The following is a 17,853-nucleotide window of genomic DNA, read 5'->3' on the forward strand; positions in this document are numbered from 1 at the left end:
GAAACTAGGGTGAGGCGGACGCCGTTGCGGTCAGATCGTATTGGGCGTTGCGCGTGATTGTCAGCTCGGCATTTGATACCGCCGGCGCTGTGTCGTCTGCACCGCCGCAAACGATTTGGCGTACGCCTGATCCATGCCCTTCCAGCAAGACGTCGGTGATCCGCGCGACCCGGCTGACGTGACAATCAACTGGCAGATCGGACAACTCTGAAAACCAAACAGCAGCCGGGTCGCCGTTGGGCAGCGCCGTCAAATCGCGGCCCTGCCGCCGATTGAAAAGTGCGGCCATCATGCTCGGTGAGATCGCGTTGCCAAATGGCCCGACAACGACGTTCGGCAAAGTCGTCAGATCAATGAGCGGTGCGGTGCGCGCCACTATATCCTGCAGCTTTTGACGCATCTCATCTGGGTCACCGCGAAGTTTAATCGCACCTTCGGCAAGATCGACAGAATCGGCGGTGACCAAAAGCGGTGCAGAGCCCTCTTTGCCCATCATTTCAATCAAGAACATTTGCACCTGCGTGACCGGAAGGTCGAACATGACATCCTTGATCTCACCTTTCAGTGCGGGATCATGGGCATGACCGACCGGTTGATCAATCAATTCGGAAACTTTCATGGATGTTCTCCAGTTCAACGAAAAAGGGCCAGCACGCGGCTGGCCCCTTTTGATTTCGTTTAAGCGGCGTCTTGGAAGCGGAAAACATGATGCACGCCGACATCGGGCGCAGCACCCCCTTCTGTCATGTTGGCCCGCAACAGTTTCAATCCAAGCAGGATCGCATTCGTTTCGGACGCCCAAACAGCGGCTTCACTTGGAACGAACTTCAATAGCCGAATTTTCGGATCCTGACGGCCGTTTTCAAACCAGGCACCGGCCAACGGGGTCCATATCTCATCCAGCTTGTCCGGATCGGTTTCAAAGCTGAGCCTTCCTTTCAGACTGGCCTGATAGTCCTCGCTGCTCGTCGCGAGCGTCAACATGCCATCTGCACCTGCACCTACGGCCATCGCAAGGTCAGTGTCCGCAGAGGTGATGAACCAGATCGCACCATCCTTGCGGTGGGCAAAATGGCTCATCGGTTGGGGATGTTGCCCGCTGTCAGGCACTGACAACATCACGATCCTTGACTGTTCAAGTTGCCGCCAAAGCTGATCAATTGCGTCGTCTTTTGTTTCGGTCTGACGGGCCATCGCTCAGCTCCCGTTGAACATGGCATCAAGTTCCTTTTCGACTTCCAGCTTGGCCTTGCCATACTTGCTGGTAATCAGTCCGACGAGCTGATCACGCTCACCTTTTGCTTCTTCCATTTCGTCATCGGTCAACTCGCCATAGCGTTCGCGCAGTTGGCCTTTGGCCTGTGTCCAATTGCCTTTGATTTGCTCCCAATTCATCATGTTCTCCTGTTCTGGTTGCGGTGTCGTTGGAAAAGCGCCGTAATTGGGGATGACACCGTTTCAATCCCCGTCAGCGTACAGCGCGGTGTCTTCAGACCGATGGTGCGCCCATCGGTAAAGTGTCGAGGCGCGAAACCTCGCGGCTCAGAATATCAACGTTCTTGCGATGGCTTTTGAACGCCACATCAAAGACATCGCCGACGATGGGAATGGTGCCAATCGCCAGATCACAAGCCGTATTCAACGCCATGCGGGCGAGCGCGTTCGCCCACTTTTCATATGTCGCAAGATCTGCGGGCATTCTACTTGCGGGCGATGACATAGACGGCGTGAACAATGCCCGGAACATAACCGAGCAAAGTCAGCAAGATGTTGATCCAAAAGTGTTTTGTCAGCCCCACCTCTAGAAATACGCCAAGCGGCGGAAGAATAACGGCGATGATGATGCGCAGCAGGTCCATTTGGGGATCCTCTTTGTTCCAGGTTGCCGCACCAACCCCCGATGGCTGTGATCGTTCCCAAAAATAAGACCGCAGCAATCTTTGCGCCGTTGGGAACGAACTGGCGAAACCTGCGTTAGATCACCGAACTTGAAAAACAGGAGATGCTCATGTCCAAGACATCCGATCTCAATAAATCCGTTTCGGACCATGCGTCCGATCTGGCCAAACAAGCGCAGGCCACGGCCAAGGCCGAAGCCACTGCCCGCGCTGCTGGCGTTAAGGATGCAGCCGCAGAAAATGTGCAGACTGCCGCTGATGCCGCACATGCCGCAGCGCAGGAATTCGACCCCAATGCGCCGCAAGCACAAGCCATCGGTCAGGTAGCAGATCACGTACAAGACATTGCCGATCGCATCCGCACCGCGGATCTGCAGCAGCTTGCGATGCAGGCCACAGATTTCGCCCGCCGCAACCCGCTGATGTTCATTGGTGGTGCAACATTGGCCGGCTTTGCCGCGGCGCGTTTCCTGAAGGCGCGTGACCCCAACCGAACGCCGGGCACTCTTGCCCGCGATCCTTGGGGACAAGGCCACGGTCACGACGCTGTCGCGGCACATATGAACGGAGGCCGTACCGATGGCTAAACATCCGTTGCAAGACACACCGTCACTTTTGGTTGAAAGCTTCCGTCAGTTTTCGTCGCTCGTTCAGGGTGAATTGAAACTGGCGCGCGCTGAGATGTCGCACATCGTCAGCCGTGCCGGCGTCGGCTTATTTTTGATTGCCTTGGCGATGCTGCTGGCACTGGTCGCGCTGAACGTTCTGGCAACAGCTGCGGTCGCACAGGTCGCGGCACTTGGTTTGTCGGTTGGACTGGCCGCCCTGTCCGTCGGGGCATTGCTGCTGTTCGCAGCTGTCGGTTTTGCGCTTGCTGGCCGGTCACGTCTGAGCGCAAGCGCGCTGACGCCTGATGTGACGGCTGAAAGCGTGCGCAAGGATATCCAAAAAATTCGGGAGGCTTCCCATGTCTAATCTGAAATCAATTTCCGAAGAGGTCGAAGCGTCACGCGACCGACTGACCCAAACACTCGGCGATCTGTCCGACACCGTCGACCCACAGGCTGTGTCTCAGGGCATGATGCAAACGGCAAACACGGTCAGCACCGACCTAGCCGAAAAAGGGTGGAACTTGCTGCGTGAAAATCCGGCGGGCGGTCTGCTGGCTGCAATCGGCGTCGCCTTGATGGCATCCGGTCCACGCCCACGTCCGGCAATTTCCCCGGAACCGGTTTTGCAACCGGCAGAGGAGGCGATGCAAGGTTTCGACGACCGCGTTGCAGCCGCGGATGCCGAACTGAAGGCTGACATGACCGGTCGTTATCAGGATATGCCGTCCGCCTCGCGGTTGCGCAAAACCTTGGATGCTGGCCTTGACCAATTGCCAAAACCGGCCAAGCGTCGCGTCGTTGCCGCCCGCAAATCCGCCCTTGCCGCTCAGGAAGCGGTCGAAAAGCGGGCCAAGCGGGTTGCGCGCCAGACAAGCGGGTTCATCCACGAGCAGCCATTGACTGCAGGTGCAATCGCCCTTGGCTTTGGGGTTTTGGCCGGCACGCTGTTGCCTCGAACGCGCCGCGAAGACGCAGCCTTGGGCGCACAACGCGATGCGTTGATGGCGGATGCGCGCGATGTCCTTGAAGAAGAACTCTTGAAGGCCAAGGCACGCGGCGAAGAACTGCTGTCGGCCAACCGGTCGCAGCCCGAAAACGCGGCCCTTCACAGTTGATCAGAAAAGGAGAACCAAAATGGACGGCGGAACTATCGTAATTTTGTTGGCAATCTTTACCTTGTTGGCGGTGGCTCCATTGGCCTTTATCAACATGCGCAAGACCAAAGAGCGCATGGATGATCCGACATCGACCAAATCAACGTTGGCTGCGGACAAGTCATCCACCGGCAAACCGGCCGACGTTTAGGGCCTCGCAGTCTTGGCGCTAGCAAAGCCGCTTTTGGGCCTTATCGCGCAACGCATAGAAAAGGGCCTCTAACAGAACAAACGTGGCCCCGCGCGGGATCATCCGATCAGCGATTGCATCAGGTGGCAGATCACGCCTGTTGCAATCATTCCGCACGATTGGGCGCTGCCACGTCAGAAACCCTTTCGCTTGCTCGCACTTCGCAACTCTGTCTGCCCCGCGGTCCAAAGGCGAAGCCACTCGGATGGTCGGTAAGTCGCAATGTTAGCCGTAGCGCCAAGTGAAAAGGCCGCCCAGCACGATCAACGCCGCACCAATCAGGACCGATGGCGAGGGAACGTCTGCAAAGACCGCCATGCCCGCGAGCGTCAGATAGATCACAAAGCTATAGCCAAAGGGGGCAAGCGCGCTTGCAGTCGCAAAGGCATGGGCGCGGGTCAAAGCCTCGTGCCCGGCCCAGGCAAAGGCTCCGATAGCGACCAAAAGCCCCCAAGCCATTGGTGTTGGCGGAGCAACCCATGCAAATGCGGCAAAGGGTGCCAGCGCCAGCGTGCCCAAAGCGCCGGTGTAGAATTGCAGCACGCCCGGTGTCACAACACCGGTTAGCTTGCGCGACAACACCTGATAAAGCGCGATGCCCATTGCGGGATAAAGCATCAGCACCGCGTACCAGTTGATTGGCACGCCAAAGGGCCAAAGGATCAGCAATGCGCCCGCCATGCCCAGCGCAATTGACACCAGATGTGCGCGCTTGATCTCTTCACCCAGCACCAGCCGCGCGAAAATGCAGATGAAGATGGGCGACAGATAGAGCAGCGCCGAAGTGACCGACAACGACAGCTGCCCCAGCGCCACGAAATTCGCCAAAGTTGCGGAAACCAGACAGAATGATCGCAACAAAACCAGACCTACGGTCGACGCATGCAGGCGGGTGGCCGGTTTGCCACGGATCATCCGCTCTGCCCCGGTGATCACAAAGTGTACAGCGTACCGCATGAACGCCAGCTGGAACACCACCAACCCGGCCCCGATCAGCCATTTGGTCGTGGTATCGACAAAGGAAAACAGCAGGTTCGCCAAGAGGACCAGCATGATCCCCCGGCCGTAGTTGAGGACCGGCGCAGGAGCGGCGGCGGCCTTAGCCACGTCCGTAATGTTTCAAGTAATGCTCCAGCAATTCCGGCACCAGCTTGTTACCCATCCCATCAGCAACCGCCTGGCGCATCATGGCAAGCGGCGCCTGCGCCATGACCGATGGGGCGCCCGCATCTTCGGCCATCTTTGCGTAATATCCGACATCCTTGCTCGCATTGGCGATGGAGAACGCCAGTTTTGAGGCGTCACCATCAAGCGCATAGGCCGACATGAATTCCATGAAAGGCGAACCGACAGGTCCAGCGCCGACCACATCCACCACCTTTTTGCGGTCGATCCCCACGATGTCGGCCATGGCAAAAGCCTCGGCCAGCAAGTTGGCGGTGGACTGGGCAAGAAAGTTGTTAATCAACTTGGTCGTGTGACCGCTGCCCAAAGCACCAAGATGAAAGACATTCTCGCCCAGGTCATCCAGCACAGGTTTCACGCGGGCAAATGCGGTTTCATCTCCGGCACACATCAGGTTCAACATGCCAATGCGGGCTTGCGCTGGTGTGCGCCCAATCGGAGCATCAAGGTAGGTGCCGCCTGCGACCGCAACCTCTTCCCCCAGTGTCCGGGTCGAGGCGGGCAGCGATGTGCCAAAGTCGATCACAATTGTCCCCGGTGTCATCCCCGCGATGACACCATCATCGCCGCGCATCCGTCCCTCGACATGGTCAGATGTGCCCATACACAGCATCACCACATCGCTTTGCGCGGCCACCTCGCGCGCGTTGGAAGCCTCGACCGCACCGCGCGCGATGGCCTTGTCGATCTCGGTCCGGTCGCGGTTGCCCAGAACGGTCAGCGCATAGCCCTTGTCCTGAAGCCGCGACACCATCGCCCCCCCCATCAGGCCCAATCCGATAAATCCGATTTTCATGCTGCTTCTCTCCGTCTGTTACATCACCGCGCCGATTTGCCACGGAACAAATTCATAATCGCCAAGGCCCTGCGCCTCGGACTTACTGGGCTGGCCAGAGGCCACGGCCAGGATCTGACCATAGATCGCGCGCCCCATTGCTGCGACGTCGACACCAGCCGACAGGATTTGGCCCGCGTCGATGTCCATGTCTTCTGACATGCGCTCGGCCATTGGGGTGTTGGTGGCGATCTTGATGGTGGGCGCAGGTTTTGACCCAAAGGCTGACCCGCGCCCGGTGGTAAAGCAGACGATCTGGCAGCCGCCCGCAATCTGGCCTGTGACGCTTGCCGGGTCATAGCCGGGGCTGTCCATGAACGTGAAACCGGCGCGGTCCACGATATCGGCGTATTTGTAGACCCCTGTCAGCGGCGTGGTGCCACCCTTGGCCGCTGCCCCCAGCGACTTTTCCAAGATCGTCGTCAGCCCACCGGCTTTGTTGCCGGGGCTCGGATTGTTATCCATCGAACCAAGATTGCGAGCGGTGTAATCTTCCCACCAGTGAATCAGGTCGATCAGGCGCTGGCCCGTGGCCACCTCTGCGGCGCGGGCGACCAACAGGTGCTCTGCCCCGTAAATTTCTGGCGTCTCGGCCAGCACACCTGTGCCGCCCTGCCCCACCAGCAGATCACAGGCATGGCCCAAGGCGGGGTTTGCCGTGACACCCGACCACGCGTCAGAGCCGCCGCATTGCAGCGCCACCTTGAGCCCGCTGACCGGACAGGGCGTGCGTGTGGCTTTGTTGGCCTCTGGCAGCATGGCTTCGATCTTGGCGATCCCCATCTCGACCGTACGGCGCAGACCCGCAACGTTCTGGATGTTCATTGTGTGGAAAAGTGGGCCGTGTTGCAGCCCGTAGGCTTCGAGCAGCCAGTCGATCTGGTTCATCTCGCACCCCAGCCCGACCATCAGCACACCGGCCAGATTGGGATGGCGGGCATAGCCCCACATCACGCGCTGCAGTGCCTCGAATCCATCGCCATCACCTGCCATGCCGCAGCCCGTGCCGTGCACAAAGGCCGCGACACCATCAACGTTGGGATAGGCCGCGAGCCGTTCGGGCGTGAAATGATCCGCAATCATCCGCGCCGCTGTGGCAGAGCAGTTCACCGAAGTGATAATGCCGATGTAGTTGCGCGTGCCGTAACGCCCGTTGCCCCGATCAAACCCCGCAAAGGTATCGGGCACCACAGGCACCGGGGCCGGCCGCAGATTGGTGCCAAAGGCGTAGTCTGCGCAAACAGAGGTAAAGTCGAGGTTGTGCGTATGCACATGGGCGCCCGCCGCAATGTAGGCGTTGGCGACACCGATGCCTTGGGCAAACTTGATCACCCGGTCACCGGCGGCAATGGCCCGCGTCGCCACCTTGTGGCCTGAGGGTACCGCATCAATCAGCCTCAGCCCATCAACGACTTGTCCCGCGCGCAGCCCCTGTCGCGCCACGGCGACATTGTCAGCCGGATCAAGCGTCAAAAGTTCCATTCAGGCGCAATACGGGCCGTCAGAGGGCCAACGATGCTGCGGGATATGCGCGCTGTGGGCCAGCTTGTGCCGCGCCTCTTTCCACATCTGATCCCAGATGCGCCAGTCGGTCAGTTGGGTATTCGGTGCCGCGCGGGATCGGGCCACAAAGCTGGGAAATTGGTCGCGCCCGGTGGATTGACCGGTGACGTTGTAGCGCAGATCAAACGACCAGCGGTAGCCGTCGGATGTGTTGGACAGGCTCGCGTGTGGCGTCAGCGGATGAAAGATCACTGCCCCGCCTGCGCGCACCGGCGTTGGTACAGGCGTGTCTTTGGGCAGGTAGGTATCGGTAATGGCTGTCTGGGTCAGGAGGCAATGCGGCAACATCTCGTCACGCATGCCCGGCTTGACCTGCAAGCAGCCATTTTCAACCGTGGCATCAGTAATCGCCAGCCAGACGGTCACCATCTCGGTCTGGTCGGCACTTTCCAGCGTCACACCGCGATCCTGGTGCCAACCGGTCGACACGATATGCGCGCGGACTTCGTCGCTTGGGACATTGCGCTCTGGCGGTTTGATCCGCACGTGCTGGATCGGGTTTGAGGTGATCTCGGGCCCGATCAGGCTTTCCACGATGTCGAGGATGTGGGGATGCGTCGCCATCTGGAAAACCGCCGGGCCGATGTGCATCGGTGTGGCGTCAGAAATGTCGGTGTGAGGCAGCGAAATATCCAACGGCTGATACCAGTCGAAACCACCGCGATAGGCCACGTCCAACTTGTCCCAGAACCCCATATCGGGCGTCGCAGCGGGCACTTTGCCCTCGGCGTGCCAGGCATCATAAAGCCGGTCCATCAGGGCGGCATATTCAGCCTCAATTGCGGTCAGTGTTCCGGGATCAATGACGTCTTCGATGACCAGATAGCCATCGCGCGCGAACTGGGCACGTTGGGTGTCGGTCAGCATCACATCCTCCTTTTTGTCAAAGCAGCAGTGTCACGATGTTGGGCCAAATCAGCAGCACAGACAACGCCAGAAGCTGCACGCCGATGAACGGCAGAAAGCCCTTGAAAATGTCGGTCAGCGAAATGTGTGGTGGTGCAACTGATTTCAGGTAGAAAGCCGCTGGACCAAAAGGCGGCGACAGGAAACTGACCTGCATATTCATGCAGAACACCACACCGAACCAGATCGAGACGTGCTGTGGTTCGAGTTGGCCCAGAAAGCCGATTTCTTCGATCGGCAAACGCTTCACGATGGGCAAAAAGACCGGGATAATCAGCAGCACGATCCCGACCCAATCCATGAAAGCCCCCATGAAAAGCAGGATCAGCATCATGGTCAGGATCACCAACATCGTCGGCATCTCAGAGCCCACGATCAGGTTGGCGATGTAGTTCGGCCCACCCGCCAACGTGTAGGCCCCCGCGAGGGCCGCGGCCCCGATGGTCACCCAGATGATCGTGCCGGTTGATTTCAACGTGCGCATCATCGCGTCCCACAGCAGGCCAACGCTCGCCTCGCCCCGGAACAGCGCAATGACGAAGACGGCAAAGGCACCCATGCCAGCCGCCTCGGTGATGCCGGTGATGCCGCCATAGATTGACCCCAGCACCACGCCGATCACAAGGATCGGCGGCACAAGGCCCTTACCATGTGACCAGCCCTGCATCGTGCGGGTGCGGCCAAAGACCACAAAGGCAAGGATCAAGCCAATGCCAAAGGCGATGCCCAGAGGCATCAGATGCTCTGGCGTGCCAAGCGCAATCGCATCTTCGCCCTCGTCCATGATGTTCTGACCGGTGACGGTGAAGAACAAGGCGCGCAGGAACAGAACAGCGGCCCCGCCCGCCAGCAAGAGCGACAGAAAGCCGCCAAACATGCCCAGCTTTTGTGGCCCCGTTGGATCACCTGGTTGTGGTTCGGGCAAAGGCGCATCTTCGGGGCGCAACTGCGTGCGGATCACGATGTAGGCGATGATCATCAGCGCCAGCATGAAGCCCGGCACAAAGGCCCCGGTAAACAGCGCCTTGATCGAGGTTTCGGTGATCAGCCCGTAGATGATCAGCACAATCGACGGTGGGATCATCGTGCCAAGCGAACCGCTGGCACAGATCGTCCCGATGGCAAGGTTCTGGTTGTAGCCCAACCGCAGCATTTGCGGCAACGCAATCAGGCCCAGCAGCACCACCTCGCCGCCGATAATGCCCGACATCGCGGCCATGATGACCGCCATAAGTGAGGTCACAATCGCAATGCCCCCGCGCGTGCGAGACAGCCAGAAATTCAGCGAGTTATACATCTCTTTGGCGATGCCGGACCGTTCCAGCAAGGCGGCCATGAAGATGAACAGCGGGACCGAGATCAGCACATATTCGGTCATCAGATCGAATATCTTCTGGGTCAGAATGTATAACGGCCCCGTCCCCGGCCTGCCGGTCAACATGCCTTCGCCAAAGGTCCAGGGCGCGGTCAGGATCGTCGGTTCGAACTTCAGAACCATGACCAGCAGCGCAAGCACCGCAGAGGCAAAGCCAAGCGGCATCCCGATGGCCAAAAGCACGATCATGCCCATGACCAGAATGAGTGAAATCGTCCCGATATCCATTACTCGACCCCGACGCTTTTCTTGATGGCCGCGATCTCATCCTCGTCGATGTCGTCGTGGCTGTATACTTCAGGATCAAGATCCCAATCGGCGATCAGGTTCGCCACGGACTGACAGGCAATCAGTACCAGCATAATCAGGATCATTGGCTGGATCGTCGCAGGGATCGGCGGATCAAACGCGGTGCCGAACATTTCCCACCGGTAAAGCTTGTTGATGAAAACCTGCTGGTAGCTGCCAAAAACGACGCCCGCAGCAAACAGCACGATCATTGCCGTGGACAGCACATCAAACAGTTTGCGCACCGGACGTGGCACCGCGTCATAAAGCAGCGAAATACGGATGTGGCAGCGTTGCTGCATCGCATAAAGGCCCGAGCACAGAAAAACGAAACCGGCGATCCAAAGGGTCAATTCATTGGCCCATTTCGTCGGGCGTTCGACGACATAGCGCAAGAACACCTCCCACAGCATCACGCAGGTCATGGCGATGATCATGATCATCGTGGCCCGCCCGATAAACAGCGCGAAACGGTCCCAACTGTGCCAGCGCTCAAATTCCATCGGGGCCACGACAATTGAACGGATGCCCAGAATGGCAAAGACCGGCATCAGCAAAAGTGCGGCCCAGTCGACGATATCTGCAAAGCCGCCGAACAGACCCGGCAGGGAATTCACTTCCTTGCGGGTGTGCAACTCAGAGATTTGCATGAACAGGCTTTCGTTCTCGGGCGTGAACCAGTCCAGAATGAACGCCGGAATGTGCCAGATCACCCAGCCCGCGCAAAGCAGGAACGCCGAGGGCCAAAGCCATTCTGCCAATCCGCCTGTTTGTTTCTCTGTCATGTCTGCCCCTCAACACCGCCCGTTGTGGCAAGCGGGACCCGACCTAGCGTGGCCGGGTCCCTGCCCTGTCGCGCAAAGCGGCAGGTTCACCCCGCCGCTTCAGATGTCATAGCATCTGCTTACTTCATCGCGCCAATATCGCGCAGGAAGTCGAGGTGCGAGTTCAGCAAGTTTTGGCTTTCCGGTGTTGTCGCGAAAGCTGTCCATGCGTCCTGCACAGCGGCACGGTAAACGGCCATGTCCTCTTCTGACCACTGATACATGTTCAGGCCCTGCTCTGCCAAAGCGACAGAGTTCTGGGCGTTCTTGACCTCGTTGATCGTGGTGTTCTTGAGGCCCAGCGCCTGCATGCCGATCTTCAGGATCGCCTGATGATGAGCAGGCATCGCGTCCCAGGCATCCTTGCGGCACGCCAGGTGGTCAGCCGGCATAGAGTGGAAACCGGGATAGTTGGTGTGCTCTGCGATGTCATAAAGTCCCAGACCGATATTGTTGGTCAGGTTCGCCGCGTCGGCCCCGTCAATGATGCCGGTTTCGAGTGCCGTGAAAATCTCATTGAAGTCCATCACGATGGGCGACGCACCAAGGTTTTCAAAGATCATGGTGATCACACCGGGGGGCGAACGGAATTTCCAGCCTTCCAGATCGGCCACACCTGCCAGCGGCTTGGTCGAGGACAGCGATTCAGGGCCCGGAATCCACCAGCCGACAAATTCCATGTCATAGGTGTTGTAAAGCTCGTTCAGCGCGTCATAGCCGCCACCATGCAGCAGCCATGCATACTGTTGATAGGGGTTGGCATAGCCGCCGGTCAGGTCACCGGTGAACTGGAATGCTGGGTTCTTACCAGTCTGGTAGGCGCCACCGGTCATGTCGCAGTCAAGAATACCCGTGGCAGCAGCGTCAAATGTCTCGGCCGACTTCACGACAGAGGATGCATAGAACATCTCGATCTGGATTTCGCCGTTGGACATCGCAGTGACGTCTTCGATGAATTCCGCTGCCATCTGACCGGACAAGGTTTCCTGGCTAAAGTGCGTCTGGATACGCAGGTTCGTGGTCTGTGCGGTTGCAGCTGCAGCCGTCATCGACAGCGCTGCGGCAGATCCGGCAAGTGTCAGTTTCTTCAAAATGGACATTGGTTCCTCCCTTGGTCCGTGTTGGCACGCCTTTTCGGCTTCTTATTTTGGTATGACCAAACTAGGTTGGGCATCATTTTTAGGCAATCAGAAAATTGGCTGCAAAATCCAGCCCGCTCAGACGCAGAATTGCCATATTTTCAATGTATTAAAGTGGTTACGGTGCAAGACGCACCGATGAGGCCCCGCAGTCGGCCTGTCAGAGGTATCTCGCATTGTAGGACAATACCGACTCACCCCCGGGGCAAGCAACGCAGCGGTCAGCGCCCCATCCATCCACCATCAACCACGAGGATCTCGCCGTTGACATAGTCAGATGCGGCTGACGCCAGAAAGACCGCCGGTCCTGCAAAGTCCTGCGGCGTACCCCATCGGCCCTGTGGGATACGGTCCAGGATCGACTGTGATCGCGCCGGATCATCCTGCAGGGCCTGAGTGTTGTCTGTTGCAATATAGCCCGGCGCGATGGCGTTCACGTTGACCCCATGCGGGGCCCATTCGTTTGCCAGCGCCTTGGTCAACTGCCCGATGCCGCCCTTGGATGCCGCATAGCCGGGCACAGTGATGCCGCCCTGAAACGTCAGCAAAGAGGCGGTAAAGATGATCTTGCCCGATCCGCGCGCCACCATGCCGCGCCCGACCTCGCGCGAGAGCACGAATTGCGACGACAGGTTCACGTCAATGACCTCATCCCACAGCGCATCTTCGTGCTCTGCCGCGGGTTTGCGTTTGATGGTGCCTGCGTTGTTCACAAGAATATCCGGCGCATGGCCGTCCGTTTCGAGTTGCGCCGCAAAGGCACGGACCGCCGCCCTGTCCGAAAAGTCGCAAGCATAGGCGGCAAAGCTGCGGCCTTTGGCGATCACGGCCTGTTCAACCGCACTGCCGACTGGCTCCAAACTGGCGCTGACCCCGATGATGTCGGCGCCTGCTTCGGCCAACGCCTCTGCCATGCCGCGCCCGATGCCGCGTTTGCAGCCGGTCACAAGCGCGGTCTTGCCGGTCAGGTCAAAAAGGTTCATGCCACATCCCCCACTTTAATCAGGCTTTTCAGTGCCGTGGGGCTGCTATCGAGCGACTCAAAGGCGGCCTGAATCTGGCTCAGCGGGCTGACATCGGTGATGACCGTGTCAGCATCCACCGCACCTGATGCGACAAGTGCGATGGCCTTGTCATAGTCGACGGGCTCATAAACCCGCACGCCCAGCAACTTCAATTCGCGCCAGAAGAACTGAAACAGATCAATCGCGGGCTTTTGGGCATGGATTGCAACCATCACGATCCGCCCGCGCGTCGCGGCGCAGGCCGTCATTGCATCAACACCGGGCTGGGTGCCTGACACTTCGAACACGACATCGGCCCCCTTGCCTGCAGTACGGTCATGAACCGCCGCCGCCAGATCGACCTCTTTGGGGTTCAACGTGGCAAAGCCCAGCTTTTCCGCAATCGCGAGCCTTGCGGGGTTCACCTCGGACACGACGACCTTGCCGCCTGCGTCACGCGCGACCATCGCGCAAAGGATCCCAATCGGGCCGCCGCCGATCACCAGAACATCCTCGTCCGGCAGCAAATCGGCCATGCGCACGTCATGACACGCGACCGCTACCGGTTCGATCAGGGCCGCGTGGTCAAGGCGCATGTCATCGGGCAGCGCGTGGACCGTGTGCGCAGGCACCGTCCAGATCTCTTGCATGGCCCCGTCGGTATCAAGCCCCAGAAACTTCAGCTTGTGACAGATATGCTGATGCCCCGCCTTGCAAGCAGGACACGCACCGCAGTGGTCCAGTGGCCGCACAACAACCTTTTGACCCACGGCAATGTCCGCGACCCCGGCACCGACAGCGGCAACAACGCCCGACATCTCGTGCCCGATAATCCGGTTCAGCCCGACGCGCGCGTCCATATTGCCGTGGTAGACATGCAGGTCCGTCCCGCAGATGCCGCAATATGCGGTCCGGATCGAGACTTCGCCCGGTCCGGCAGTCTGCGCCGTGGTGGATTCGACAACGAAGGACCGATCGCCTCGGTAGAATGCGGCTTGGATGGTGTCAGACATGTTGGTTCCTCAGGTTCCGTTCATTGTAGCATGGGCAGCGGACAGCTTGCCCCAATCGAAAGTTACACCGATGCCGGGGGTATCCGGGGCGATGGTCAGATGGTCTTGGACCTGCAAGGGCCGGGTCGTGTATTGATCTATCGGAAAGCTGTGCACCTCGAGCCATCCGGCATGAGGCTGCGCAGACATCAGGCTGACATGCAATTCCTGCATCCCGTGACTGCAGACCGGGATACCATGTCGCTGCGCCAGTTCCGCCACCTGCAGCCATCCGGTGATCCCGCCGCAGTTTGAGGCGTCAGGCTGAATGAAACTGAGTTTCGCATCGCGGAACGCATACTGAAATTCATGGATCGTGTGCAGATTTTCACCCATCGCAAGCGGCACGCCAGTGGCCTCTGCGATCTGTCCGTAACCGTGATAATCGTCCGGAATCGTCGGCTCCTCGAACCACAGCACATCCTGATCCGCAAAGGCCCGTGCCGCTTCTATCGCCTGCGGGACGGACATGGAATAATTGGCATCCACCATAAAGGCGCGATCTGGCCCCAGCACTTCGCGAATTTTTGCGGCGCGGGCGATGTCGGTGGCAAGCTCTGGCTGGCCCACCTTGATCTTTACGCCATTGTACCCGGCGTCCAAATAGCCTTCGGTCTGCTGCACCAACCGGTCGAGCGAGAAGTTCAAGTCGATCCCACCGCAATAGGCCCGGCACCGGTCCGCGGCCCCGCCCGCCATCTTCCAAAGCGGCTGCCCCGCCGCCTTGCCTGCGATGTCCCACAGCGCAATATCGACCGCCGAGATGGCAAAGGATGCAATCCCGCCACGGGCCACATAATGCACATGCCACTGCATCCCATCATAAAGCCCCGCAATATCCGCCGCATCACGGCCCATCAAAAACGGGGCAAGGTCGTGTTTGACCATTGCTGCAATCGCCCGCCCGCCCTTGCCGCCGGTATAGGTATAACCGGTGCCAACCCCGCCGTCGGCGGTGAAAATGGTGACCGTCACCAGTTCAAAGTGCGTATGATCCCCATGCTTGGCATCCGTCAAAACCTCGGCCAATGGCACGTCAAACAGACGGACATCGATCTTGTCAATTTTCGACATGCAGCCTCTGATCGCGATGATGGCGGATTGCCGTTTGGTATGACAAGAATGATTTCAGGCGTCCAGTTACTTTATTGGAATTGTCACTTTGGCCCGTTTCTGACAGTTTTGGTTATACGAAATTCCATTCTCGCCGAGTCGCCGCTGCTCGCAATCCGGGGGACATGATGTGACGACGTCTGCCAGTGACCCAAGACCGCGCGCTGCCGATCAACTGGTGCGGACGATCGAGCAACAGATCCTTGACGGGGCCATGGAGGCTGGCCAACCGCTGCCCCCCGAACGCGAAATTGTGCAGGATCATGGGGTCAGCCGCACCGTGGTCCGCGAAGCGGTGCGCATCCTTGCCAGCAAGGGGTTGATCACCGCGCGCCCCGGCTTTCGCCCCGTGGTCGCGAAACCGGGGTATGACGCCGCTGTCACCGTGGTCGGTAGCATCGTCACCCAATTGCTGGGGCAGCCGGGCGGTGTACGCAACCTTTTCGACCTTCGCATTCGGATGGAGGCATCACTGGCGCGCGATGCCGCACGCGACGCAACATCCGCCGACATTGAGCGGCTTGAAGCAGCGCTAGAGGCCAATCACGCCGCGATCCCGGATTCCGCGCAGTTCTATGCCACCGATACTGCCTTTCACGGGGTGCTTTACGACATGCCCGGCAATCCGGTGCTGCCAGCAATCCACCGCGCCTATACCGATTGGCTGTCTCAGCATTGGACCAAAATGCCCCGTATGCCGGGGCGGAACCAGACCAACTATGAATCGCACAAGGCGATATTCGAAGCGATCCTGCGCCGCGATTCCGACCGGGCAGAGGCGGCCATCCGGCGCCACCTTGATTTCGCTTGGGATCAGGTCAGCAGCACGTTCGAGGAACTTTAGGATGACCACGCCACCGGTCCGGGTATGGCCGCAAGCCATACGCTTGCAGGCCGCGCTGCGGCTTATCGGGGCACAACGGGGCGCAATCGTACTTGGATAAGGGGACAGGCACATGAAATGCGGCGTCATAGGATTGGGTGACATGGGCTCTGGCCTTGCCAAAAACCTGCTGGCTGCGGGATTTGAGACATGGGGCCTTGATTTGGACCCTGCCCGGACAGAAACGTTTCGCGCCATGGGCGGACGGGTCGCGCAGAGTCCCGCAGAGGTCGGCACACAGTGTGATGCGGTTTTTGTCATGGTCATGAACGGGGATCAGGCCCGCGCCGTCATACTGGGCGCGGATGGTTTGGTGCCACAGATGTCCGCAGGCAGTGCCGTGATCCTGTCGGCCACGATCAAACCGCACGAGGCGCGCGCGCTTGGTGCTGACATGGCCGACAGCGGTGTGCATTTGATCGACACGCCGGTCTCCGGTGGGTTTCCCGGCGCACAGGGTGGCACGCTCACGATGATGGCTGCGGCACCGGATGCTGTGCTGGACCAATTCGCCCCGGTGATGCAGGCGGTTTCGGCCAATATCCACCGCGTTGGCACCCGCCCCGGCGATGGGCAAACCGTCAAGGCCTGCCTGCAATCGCTGATCGGCGCGCAATTCTCGGCCACCTTCGAGGCCGCCGCATTGGCGGCAAAAGCGGGCGTTTCAGGACAGGTCCTGTTCGACGTTTTCTCGACCTCTTCTGCGGGGTGCGGCGTAGTCAACAACGCGCTGGAAAAGATCATTGATCGCCAGTTTTCCGGCACCGGCAGCAGCATCCACACGATGCACAAAGACCTGACAATCTCGATGGGGCTGGGCGAAGAACTGGGCGTGCCGCTGCACACCGCGGCCGCCGCGATGCAGATTTTCCACGCGGGCCGCACCAAATACCCCGATGGCGACAACTGGGTCTGCACCCGCGTCATCGAAGAGATTGTGGGCGCAGAACTGCATCGGGACGGCAGCAAATGAAACTCGGTGTGATCTGCGACGGCATCAGCCGCGATCTGGCCCATGCCGTTGATGTGATGGACGAATTCGGGCTGGACTATGCCGAGCTACAGTTTGTCGGCGATACCGAAGTGGGGGACCACAGCGCGCAGGAAGTCCGGGCCATCAACCAGCTTTTGCGCGACCGGGGCAAGCCCGTGTCTTGCCTGTCACGCCATGTCTTTGCTGGGCTCACGACCGTCAACGTGGCCGGTGATGCCGACCACACGCGCCATATGGACGCGCTGAAGCGGGTGATCGAGATGGCCCATATCGTCGGCAGCCCGCTCGTCCGCATCATGACCAACAAAAAGGAACAAATCCTGTGGGGGCATGGCGGCGCGGAAACGTGGAACGTCGCACACGGCGCATGGGACAAGACCCTGCCCCTGATTGCGCCCGCTGTCGCGCTTGCCCGCGCCGAAGGCGTCACACTGGTGGTGGAAACGGGCAATGGCACCATGGTCAATTCCAACTACACTGCGCGCAAACTGATCGACGATCTGGATGCAAAGGACGTATTGAACGTGCTTTGGGACCCCGCCAACAACTGCTGGTGCCACGAAACGGCCTTTCCCGATGGCTATGACGCGGTCAAAGACGGCTATCTGGGCCATGTGCATATCAAGGACGTGCTTGTTGACACGCCGCGCGCCACGCTGACTGTCAAGAAGCTGGGCACCGGGCAATTGGCAGACCAATTTGCGCCGATGGCCGCGGCCATGCGGCGTGACGGCTATGACGGGGTCATCAGTCTGGAATCTGTCTATCACCCCGGCAACGGCGATTTTGAGGCGGGGTTCCGCCAATGCATCGACACGTTCAAGGGACACTTTGGATAA

The 17,853-nt window shown here is 59.3% G+C and carries 22 protein-coding genes; 7 read left to right on the plus strand and 15 right to left on the minus strand.

The annotated features are described in order from the left end of the window. Positions 1-4 precede the first annotated feature (4 nt). From AB3Y40_RS12140 to AB3Y40_RS12160, 5 genes are all read right to left on the minus strand, one after another. The gene (locus AB3Y40_RS12140; protein ID WP_369439049.1) at positions 5-619 is read right to left on the minus strand and encodes a hypothetical protein; all 615 of its coding nucleotides are present in this window, start codon (positions 617-619) and stop codon (positions 5-7) included. Positions 620-678: 59 nt separating this feature from the next. Further along, positions 679-1,194, minus strand: coding sequence for a pyridoxamine 5'-phosphate oxidase family protein (locus AB3Y40_RS12145; protein ID WP_369439050.1), 516 nt, complete (start codon positions 1,192-1,194; stop codon positions 679-681). Positions 1,195-1,197: 3 nt separating this feature from the next. Further along, positions 1,198-1,395, minus strand: coding sequence for a CsbD family protein (locus tag AB3Y40_RS12150; RefSeq protein WP_369439051.1), 198 nt, complete (start codon positions 1,393-1,395; stop codon positions 1,198-1,200). A gap of 94 nt (positions 1,396-1,489) precedes the next feature. Beyond that, positions 1,490-1,699, minus strand: a complete 210-nt coding sequence (locus AB3Y40_RS12155) for a DUF4112 domain-containing protein (RefSeq protein WP_369439052.1) — start codon at positions 1,697-1,699, stop codon at positions 1,490-1,492. 1 nt (position 1,700) lies between these two features. Then, positions 1,701-1,859 (minus strand): YqaE/Pmp3 family membrane protein, encoded by a 159-nt coding sequence (locus AB3Y40_RS12160; RefSeq protein ID WP_369439053.1) that lies wholly within the window; start codon positions 1,857-1,859, stop codon positions 1,701-1,703. A gap of 149 nt (positions 1,860-2,008) precedes the next feature. Here AB3Y40_RS12160 and AB3Y40_RS12165 point away from each other — a divergent pair, with 149 nt between their 5' ends. From AB3Y40_RS12165 to AB3Y40_RS12180, 4 genes are read left to right on the plus strand one after another with little or no spacing between them, the layout of a single operon-like run. Then, positions 2,009-2,485, plus strand: a complete 477-nt coding sequence (locus tag AB3Y40_RS12165) for a hypothetical protein (protein ID WP_369439054.1) — start codon at positions 2,009-2,011, stop codon at positions 2,483-2,485. Next, positions 2,478-2,873, plus strand: coding sequence for a phage holin family protein (locus AB3Y40_RS12170; protein WP_369439055.1), 396 nt, complete (start codon positions 2,478-2,480; stop codon positions 2,871-2,873). Before AB3Y40_RS12165 ends, AB3Y40_RS12170 begins: the two co-directional genes overlap by 8 nt. Further along, a complete protein-coding gene (locus AB3Y40_RS12175; protein WP_369439056.1) occupies positions 2,866-3,624 on the plus strand; it encodes a DUF3619 family protein in 759 nt (252 codons plus the stop codon). The genes AB3Y40_RS12170 and AB3Y40_RS12175 overlap by 8 nt, the downstream gene beginning before the upstream one ends. Positions 3,625-3,643: 19 nt before the next feature. After that, a complete protein-coding gene (locus AB3Y40_RS12180) occupies positions 3,644-3,814 on the plus strand; it encodes a hypothetical protein (RefSeq protein WP_369439057.1) in 171 nt (56 codons plus the stop codon). Positions 3,815-4,078: 264 nt separating this feature from the next. Here the strand turns inward: AB3Y40_RS12180 and AB3Y40_RS12185 are convergent, their stop codons facing one another. The 10 genes from AB3Y40_RS12185 to AB3Y40_RS12230 all read right to left on the minus strand — a co-directional run bounded on the left by AB3Y40_RS12185 (position 4,079) and on the right by AB3Y40_RS12230 (position 15,098). Next, entirely contained in the window at positions 4,079-4,960 is an 882-nt protein-coding gene (locus tag AB3Y40_RS12185; protein WP_369439058.1) for a DMT family transporter, read from the minus strand. Then, positions 4,953-5,834, minus strand: coding sequence for an NAD(P)-dependent oxidoreductase (locus AB3Y40_RS12190; protein WP_369439059.1), 882 nt, complete (start codon positions 5,832-5,834; stop codon positions 4,953-4,955). Before AB3Y40_RS12190 ends, AB3Y40_RS12185 begins: the two co-directional genes overlap by 8 nt. Before the next feature lie 18 nt (positions 5,835-5,852). Beyond that, the gene (locus tag AB3Y40_RS12195) at positions 5,853-7,355 is read right to left on the minus strand and encodes a UxaA family hydrolase (protein WP_369439060.1); all 1,503 of its coding nucleotides are present in this window, start codon (positions 7,353-7,355) and stop codon (positions 5,853-5,855) included. Further along, on the minus strand, positions 7,356-8,303 hold the full coding sequence (locus tag AB3Y40_RS12200) for a phytanoyl-CoA dioxygenase family protein (RefSeq protein WP_369439061.1): 948 nt from the start codon (positions 8,301-8,303) through the stop codon (positions 7,356-7,358). 16 nt (positions 8,304-8,319) lie between these two features. Next, on the minus strand, positions 8,320-9,945 hold the full coding sequence (locus AB3Y40_RS12205) for a TRAP transporter large permease (protein ID WP_369439062.1): 1,626 nt from the start codon (positions 9,943-9,945) through the stop codon (positions 8,320-8,322). Continuing rightward, positions 9,945-10,790, minus strand: a complete 846-nt coding sequence (locus AB3Y40_RS12210; RefSeq protein WP_369439063.1) for a TRAP transporter small permease subunit — start codon at positions 10,788-10,790, stop codon at positions 9,945-9,947. The genes AB3Y40_RS12205 and AB3Y40_RS12210 overlap by 1 nt, the downstream gene beginning before the upstream one ends. Positions 10,791-10,909: 119 nt before the next feature. After that, the gene (locus tag AB3Y40_RS12215; RefSeq protein WP_369439064.1) at positions 10,910-11,929 is read right to left on the minus strand and encodes a TRAP transporter substrate-binding protein; all 1,020 of its coding nucleotides are present in this window, start codon (positions 11,927-11,929) and stop codon (positions 10,910-10,912) included. 260 nt (positions 11,930-12,189) lie between these two features. Next, entirely contained in the window at positions 12,190-12,951 is a 762-nt protein-coding gene (locus tag AB3Y40_RS12220; RefSeq protein ID WP_369439065.1) for an SDR family oxidoreductase, read from the minus strand. After that, positions 12,948-13,985, minus strand: coding sequence for a zinc-dependent alcohol dehydrogenase (locus tag AB3Y40_RS12225; protein WP_369439066.1), 1,038 nt, complete (start codon positions 13,983-13,985; stop codon positions 12,948-12,950). The genes AB3Y40_RS12220 and AB3Y40_RS12225 overlap by 4 nt, the downstream gene beginning before the upstream one ends. 9 nt (positions 13,986-13,994) lie before the next feature. Continuing rightward, entirely contained in the window at positions 13,995-15,098 is a 1,104-nt protein-coding gene (locus AB3Y40_RS12230) for a mandelate racemase/muconate lactonizing enzyme family protein (protein ID WP_369439067.1), read from the minus strand. A 217-nt stretch (positions 15,099-15,315) separates the two neighbouring features. On the opposite strand from AB3Y40_RS12230, the gene AB3Y40_RS12235 reads away from it, so the two are divergent. From AB3Y40_RS12235 to AB3Y40_RS12245, 3 genes are all read left to right on the plus strand, one after another. Further along, positions 15,316-15,981, plus strand: coding sequence for an FCD domain-containing protein (locus tag AB3Y40_RS12235; protein WP_369439068.1), 666 nt, complete (start codon positions 15,316-15,318; stop codon positions 15,979-15,981). 112 nt (positions 15,982-16,093) lie between these two features. Next, a complete protein-coding gene (locus AB3Y40_RS12240) occupies positions 16,094-16,993 on the plus strand; it encodes an NAD(P)-dependent oxidoreductase (protein ID WP_369439069.1) in 900 nt (299 codons plus the stop codon). Next, the gene (locus tag AB3Y40_RS12245; RefSeq protein WP_369439070.1) at positions 16,990-17,853 is read left to right on the plus strand and encodes a sugar phosphate isomerase/epimerase family protein; all 864 of its coding nucleotides are present in this window, start codon (positions 16,990-16,992) and stop codon (positions 17,851-17,853) included. Before AB3Y40_RS12240 ends, AB3Y40_RS12245 begins: the two co-directional genes overlap by 4 nt.

The sequence above is a fragment of the Yoonia sp. R2331 genome, from assembly GCF_041103235.1.
Taxonomy (GTDB): Bacteria; Pseudomonadota; Alphaproteobacteria; order Rhodobacterales; family Rhodobacteraceae; genus CANMYO01.

Bases quoted from the DNA above. Each gene is read 5' to 3' on its own strand.
- AB3Y40_RS12140 (WP_369439049.1), bottom strand. From the start codon at position 619: ATGAAAGTTTCCGAATTGATTGATCAACCGGTCGGTCATGCCCATGAT.
- AB3Y40_RS12220 (WP_369439065.1), bottom strand. From the start codon at position 12,951: ATGAACCTTTTTGACCTGACCGGCAAGACCGCGCTTGTGACCGGCTGC.
- AB3Y40_RS12225 (WP_369439066.1), bottom strand. From the start codon at position 13,985: ATGTCTGACACCATCCAAGCCGCATTCTACCGAGGCGATCGGTCCTTC.
- AB3Y40_RS12180 (WP_369439057.1), top strand. From the start codon at position 3,644: ATGGACGGCGGAACTATCGTAATTTTGTTGGCAATCTTTACCTTGTTG.
- AB3Y40_RS12150 (WP_369439051.1), bottom strand. From the start codon at position 1,395: ATGAATTGGGAGCAAATCAAAGGCAATTGGACACAGGCCAAAGGCCAA.
- AB3Y40_RS12210 (WP_369439063.1), bottom strand. From the start codon at position 10,790: ATGACAGAGAAACAAACAGGCGGATTGGCAGAATGGCTTTGGCCCTCG.
- AB3Y40_RS12145 (WP_369439050.1), bottom strand. From the start codon at position 1,194: ATGGCCCGTCAGACCGAAACAAAAGACGACGCAATTGATCAGCTTTGG.
- AB3Y40_RS12170 (WP_369439055.1), top strand. From the start codon at position 2,478: ATGGCTAAACATCCGTTGCAAGACACACCGTCACTTTTGGTTGAAAGC.
- AB3Y40_RS12195 (WP_369439060.1), bottom strand. From the start codon at position 7,355: ATGGAACTTTTGACGCTTGATCCGGCTGACAATGTCGCCGTGGCGCGA.
- AB3Y40_RS12165 (WP_369439054.1), top strand. From the start codon at position 2,009: ATGTCCAAGACATCCGATCTCAATAAATCCGTTTCGGACCATGCGTCC.
- AB3Y40_RS12230 (WP_369439067.1), bottom strand. From the start codon at position 15,098: ATGTCGAAAATTGACAAGATCGATGTCCGTCTGTTTGACGTGCCATTG.
- AB3Y40_RS12175 (WP_369439056.1), top strand. From the start codon at position 2,866: ATGTCTAATCTGAAATCAATTTCCGAAGAGGTCGAAGCGTCACGCGAC.
- AB3Y40_RS12240 (WP_369439069.1), top strand. From the start codon at position 16,094: ATGAAATGCGGCGTCATAGGATTGGGTGACATGGGCTCTGGCCTTGCC.
- AB3Y40_RS12200 (WP_369439061.1), bottom strand. From the start codon at position 8,303: ATGCTGACCGACACCCAACGTGCCCAGTTCGCGCGCGATGGCTATCTG.
- AB3Y40_RS12155 (WP_369439052.1), bottom strand. From the start codon at position 1,699: ATGCCCGCAGATCTTGCGACATATGAAAAGTGGGCGAACGCGCTCGCC.
- AB3Y40_RS12245 (WP_369439070.1), top strand. From the start codon at position 16,990: ATGAAACTCGGTGTGATCTGCGACGGCATCAGCCGCGATCTGGCCCAT.
- AB3Y40_RS12190 (WP_369439059.1), bottom strand. From the start codon at position 5,834: ATGAAAATCGGATTTATCGGATTGGGCCTGATGGGGGGGGCGATGGTG.
- AB3Y40_RS12160 (WP_369439053.1), bottom strand. From the start codon at position 1,859: ATGGACCTGCTGCGCATCATCATCGCCGTTATTCTTCCGCCGCTTGGC.
- AB3Y40_RS12205 (WP_369439062.1), bottom strand. From the start codon at position 9,945: ATGGATATCGGGACGATTTCACTCATTCTGGTCATGGGCATGATCGTG.
- AB3Y40_RS12215 (WP_369439064.1), bottom strand. From the start codon at position 11,929: ATGTCCATTTTGAAGAAACTGACACTTGCCGGATCTGCCGCAGCGCTG.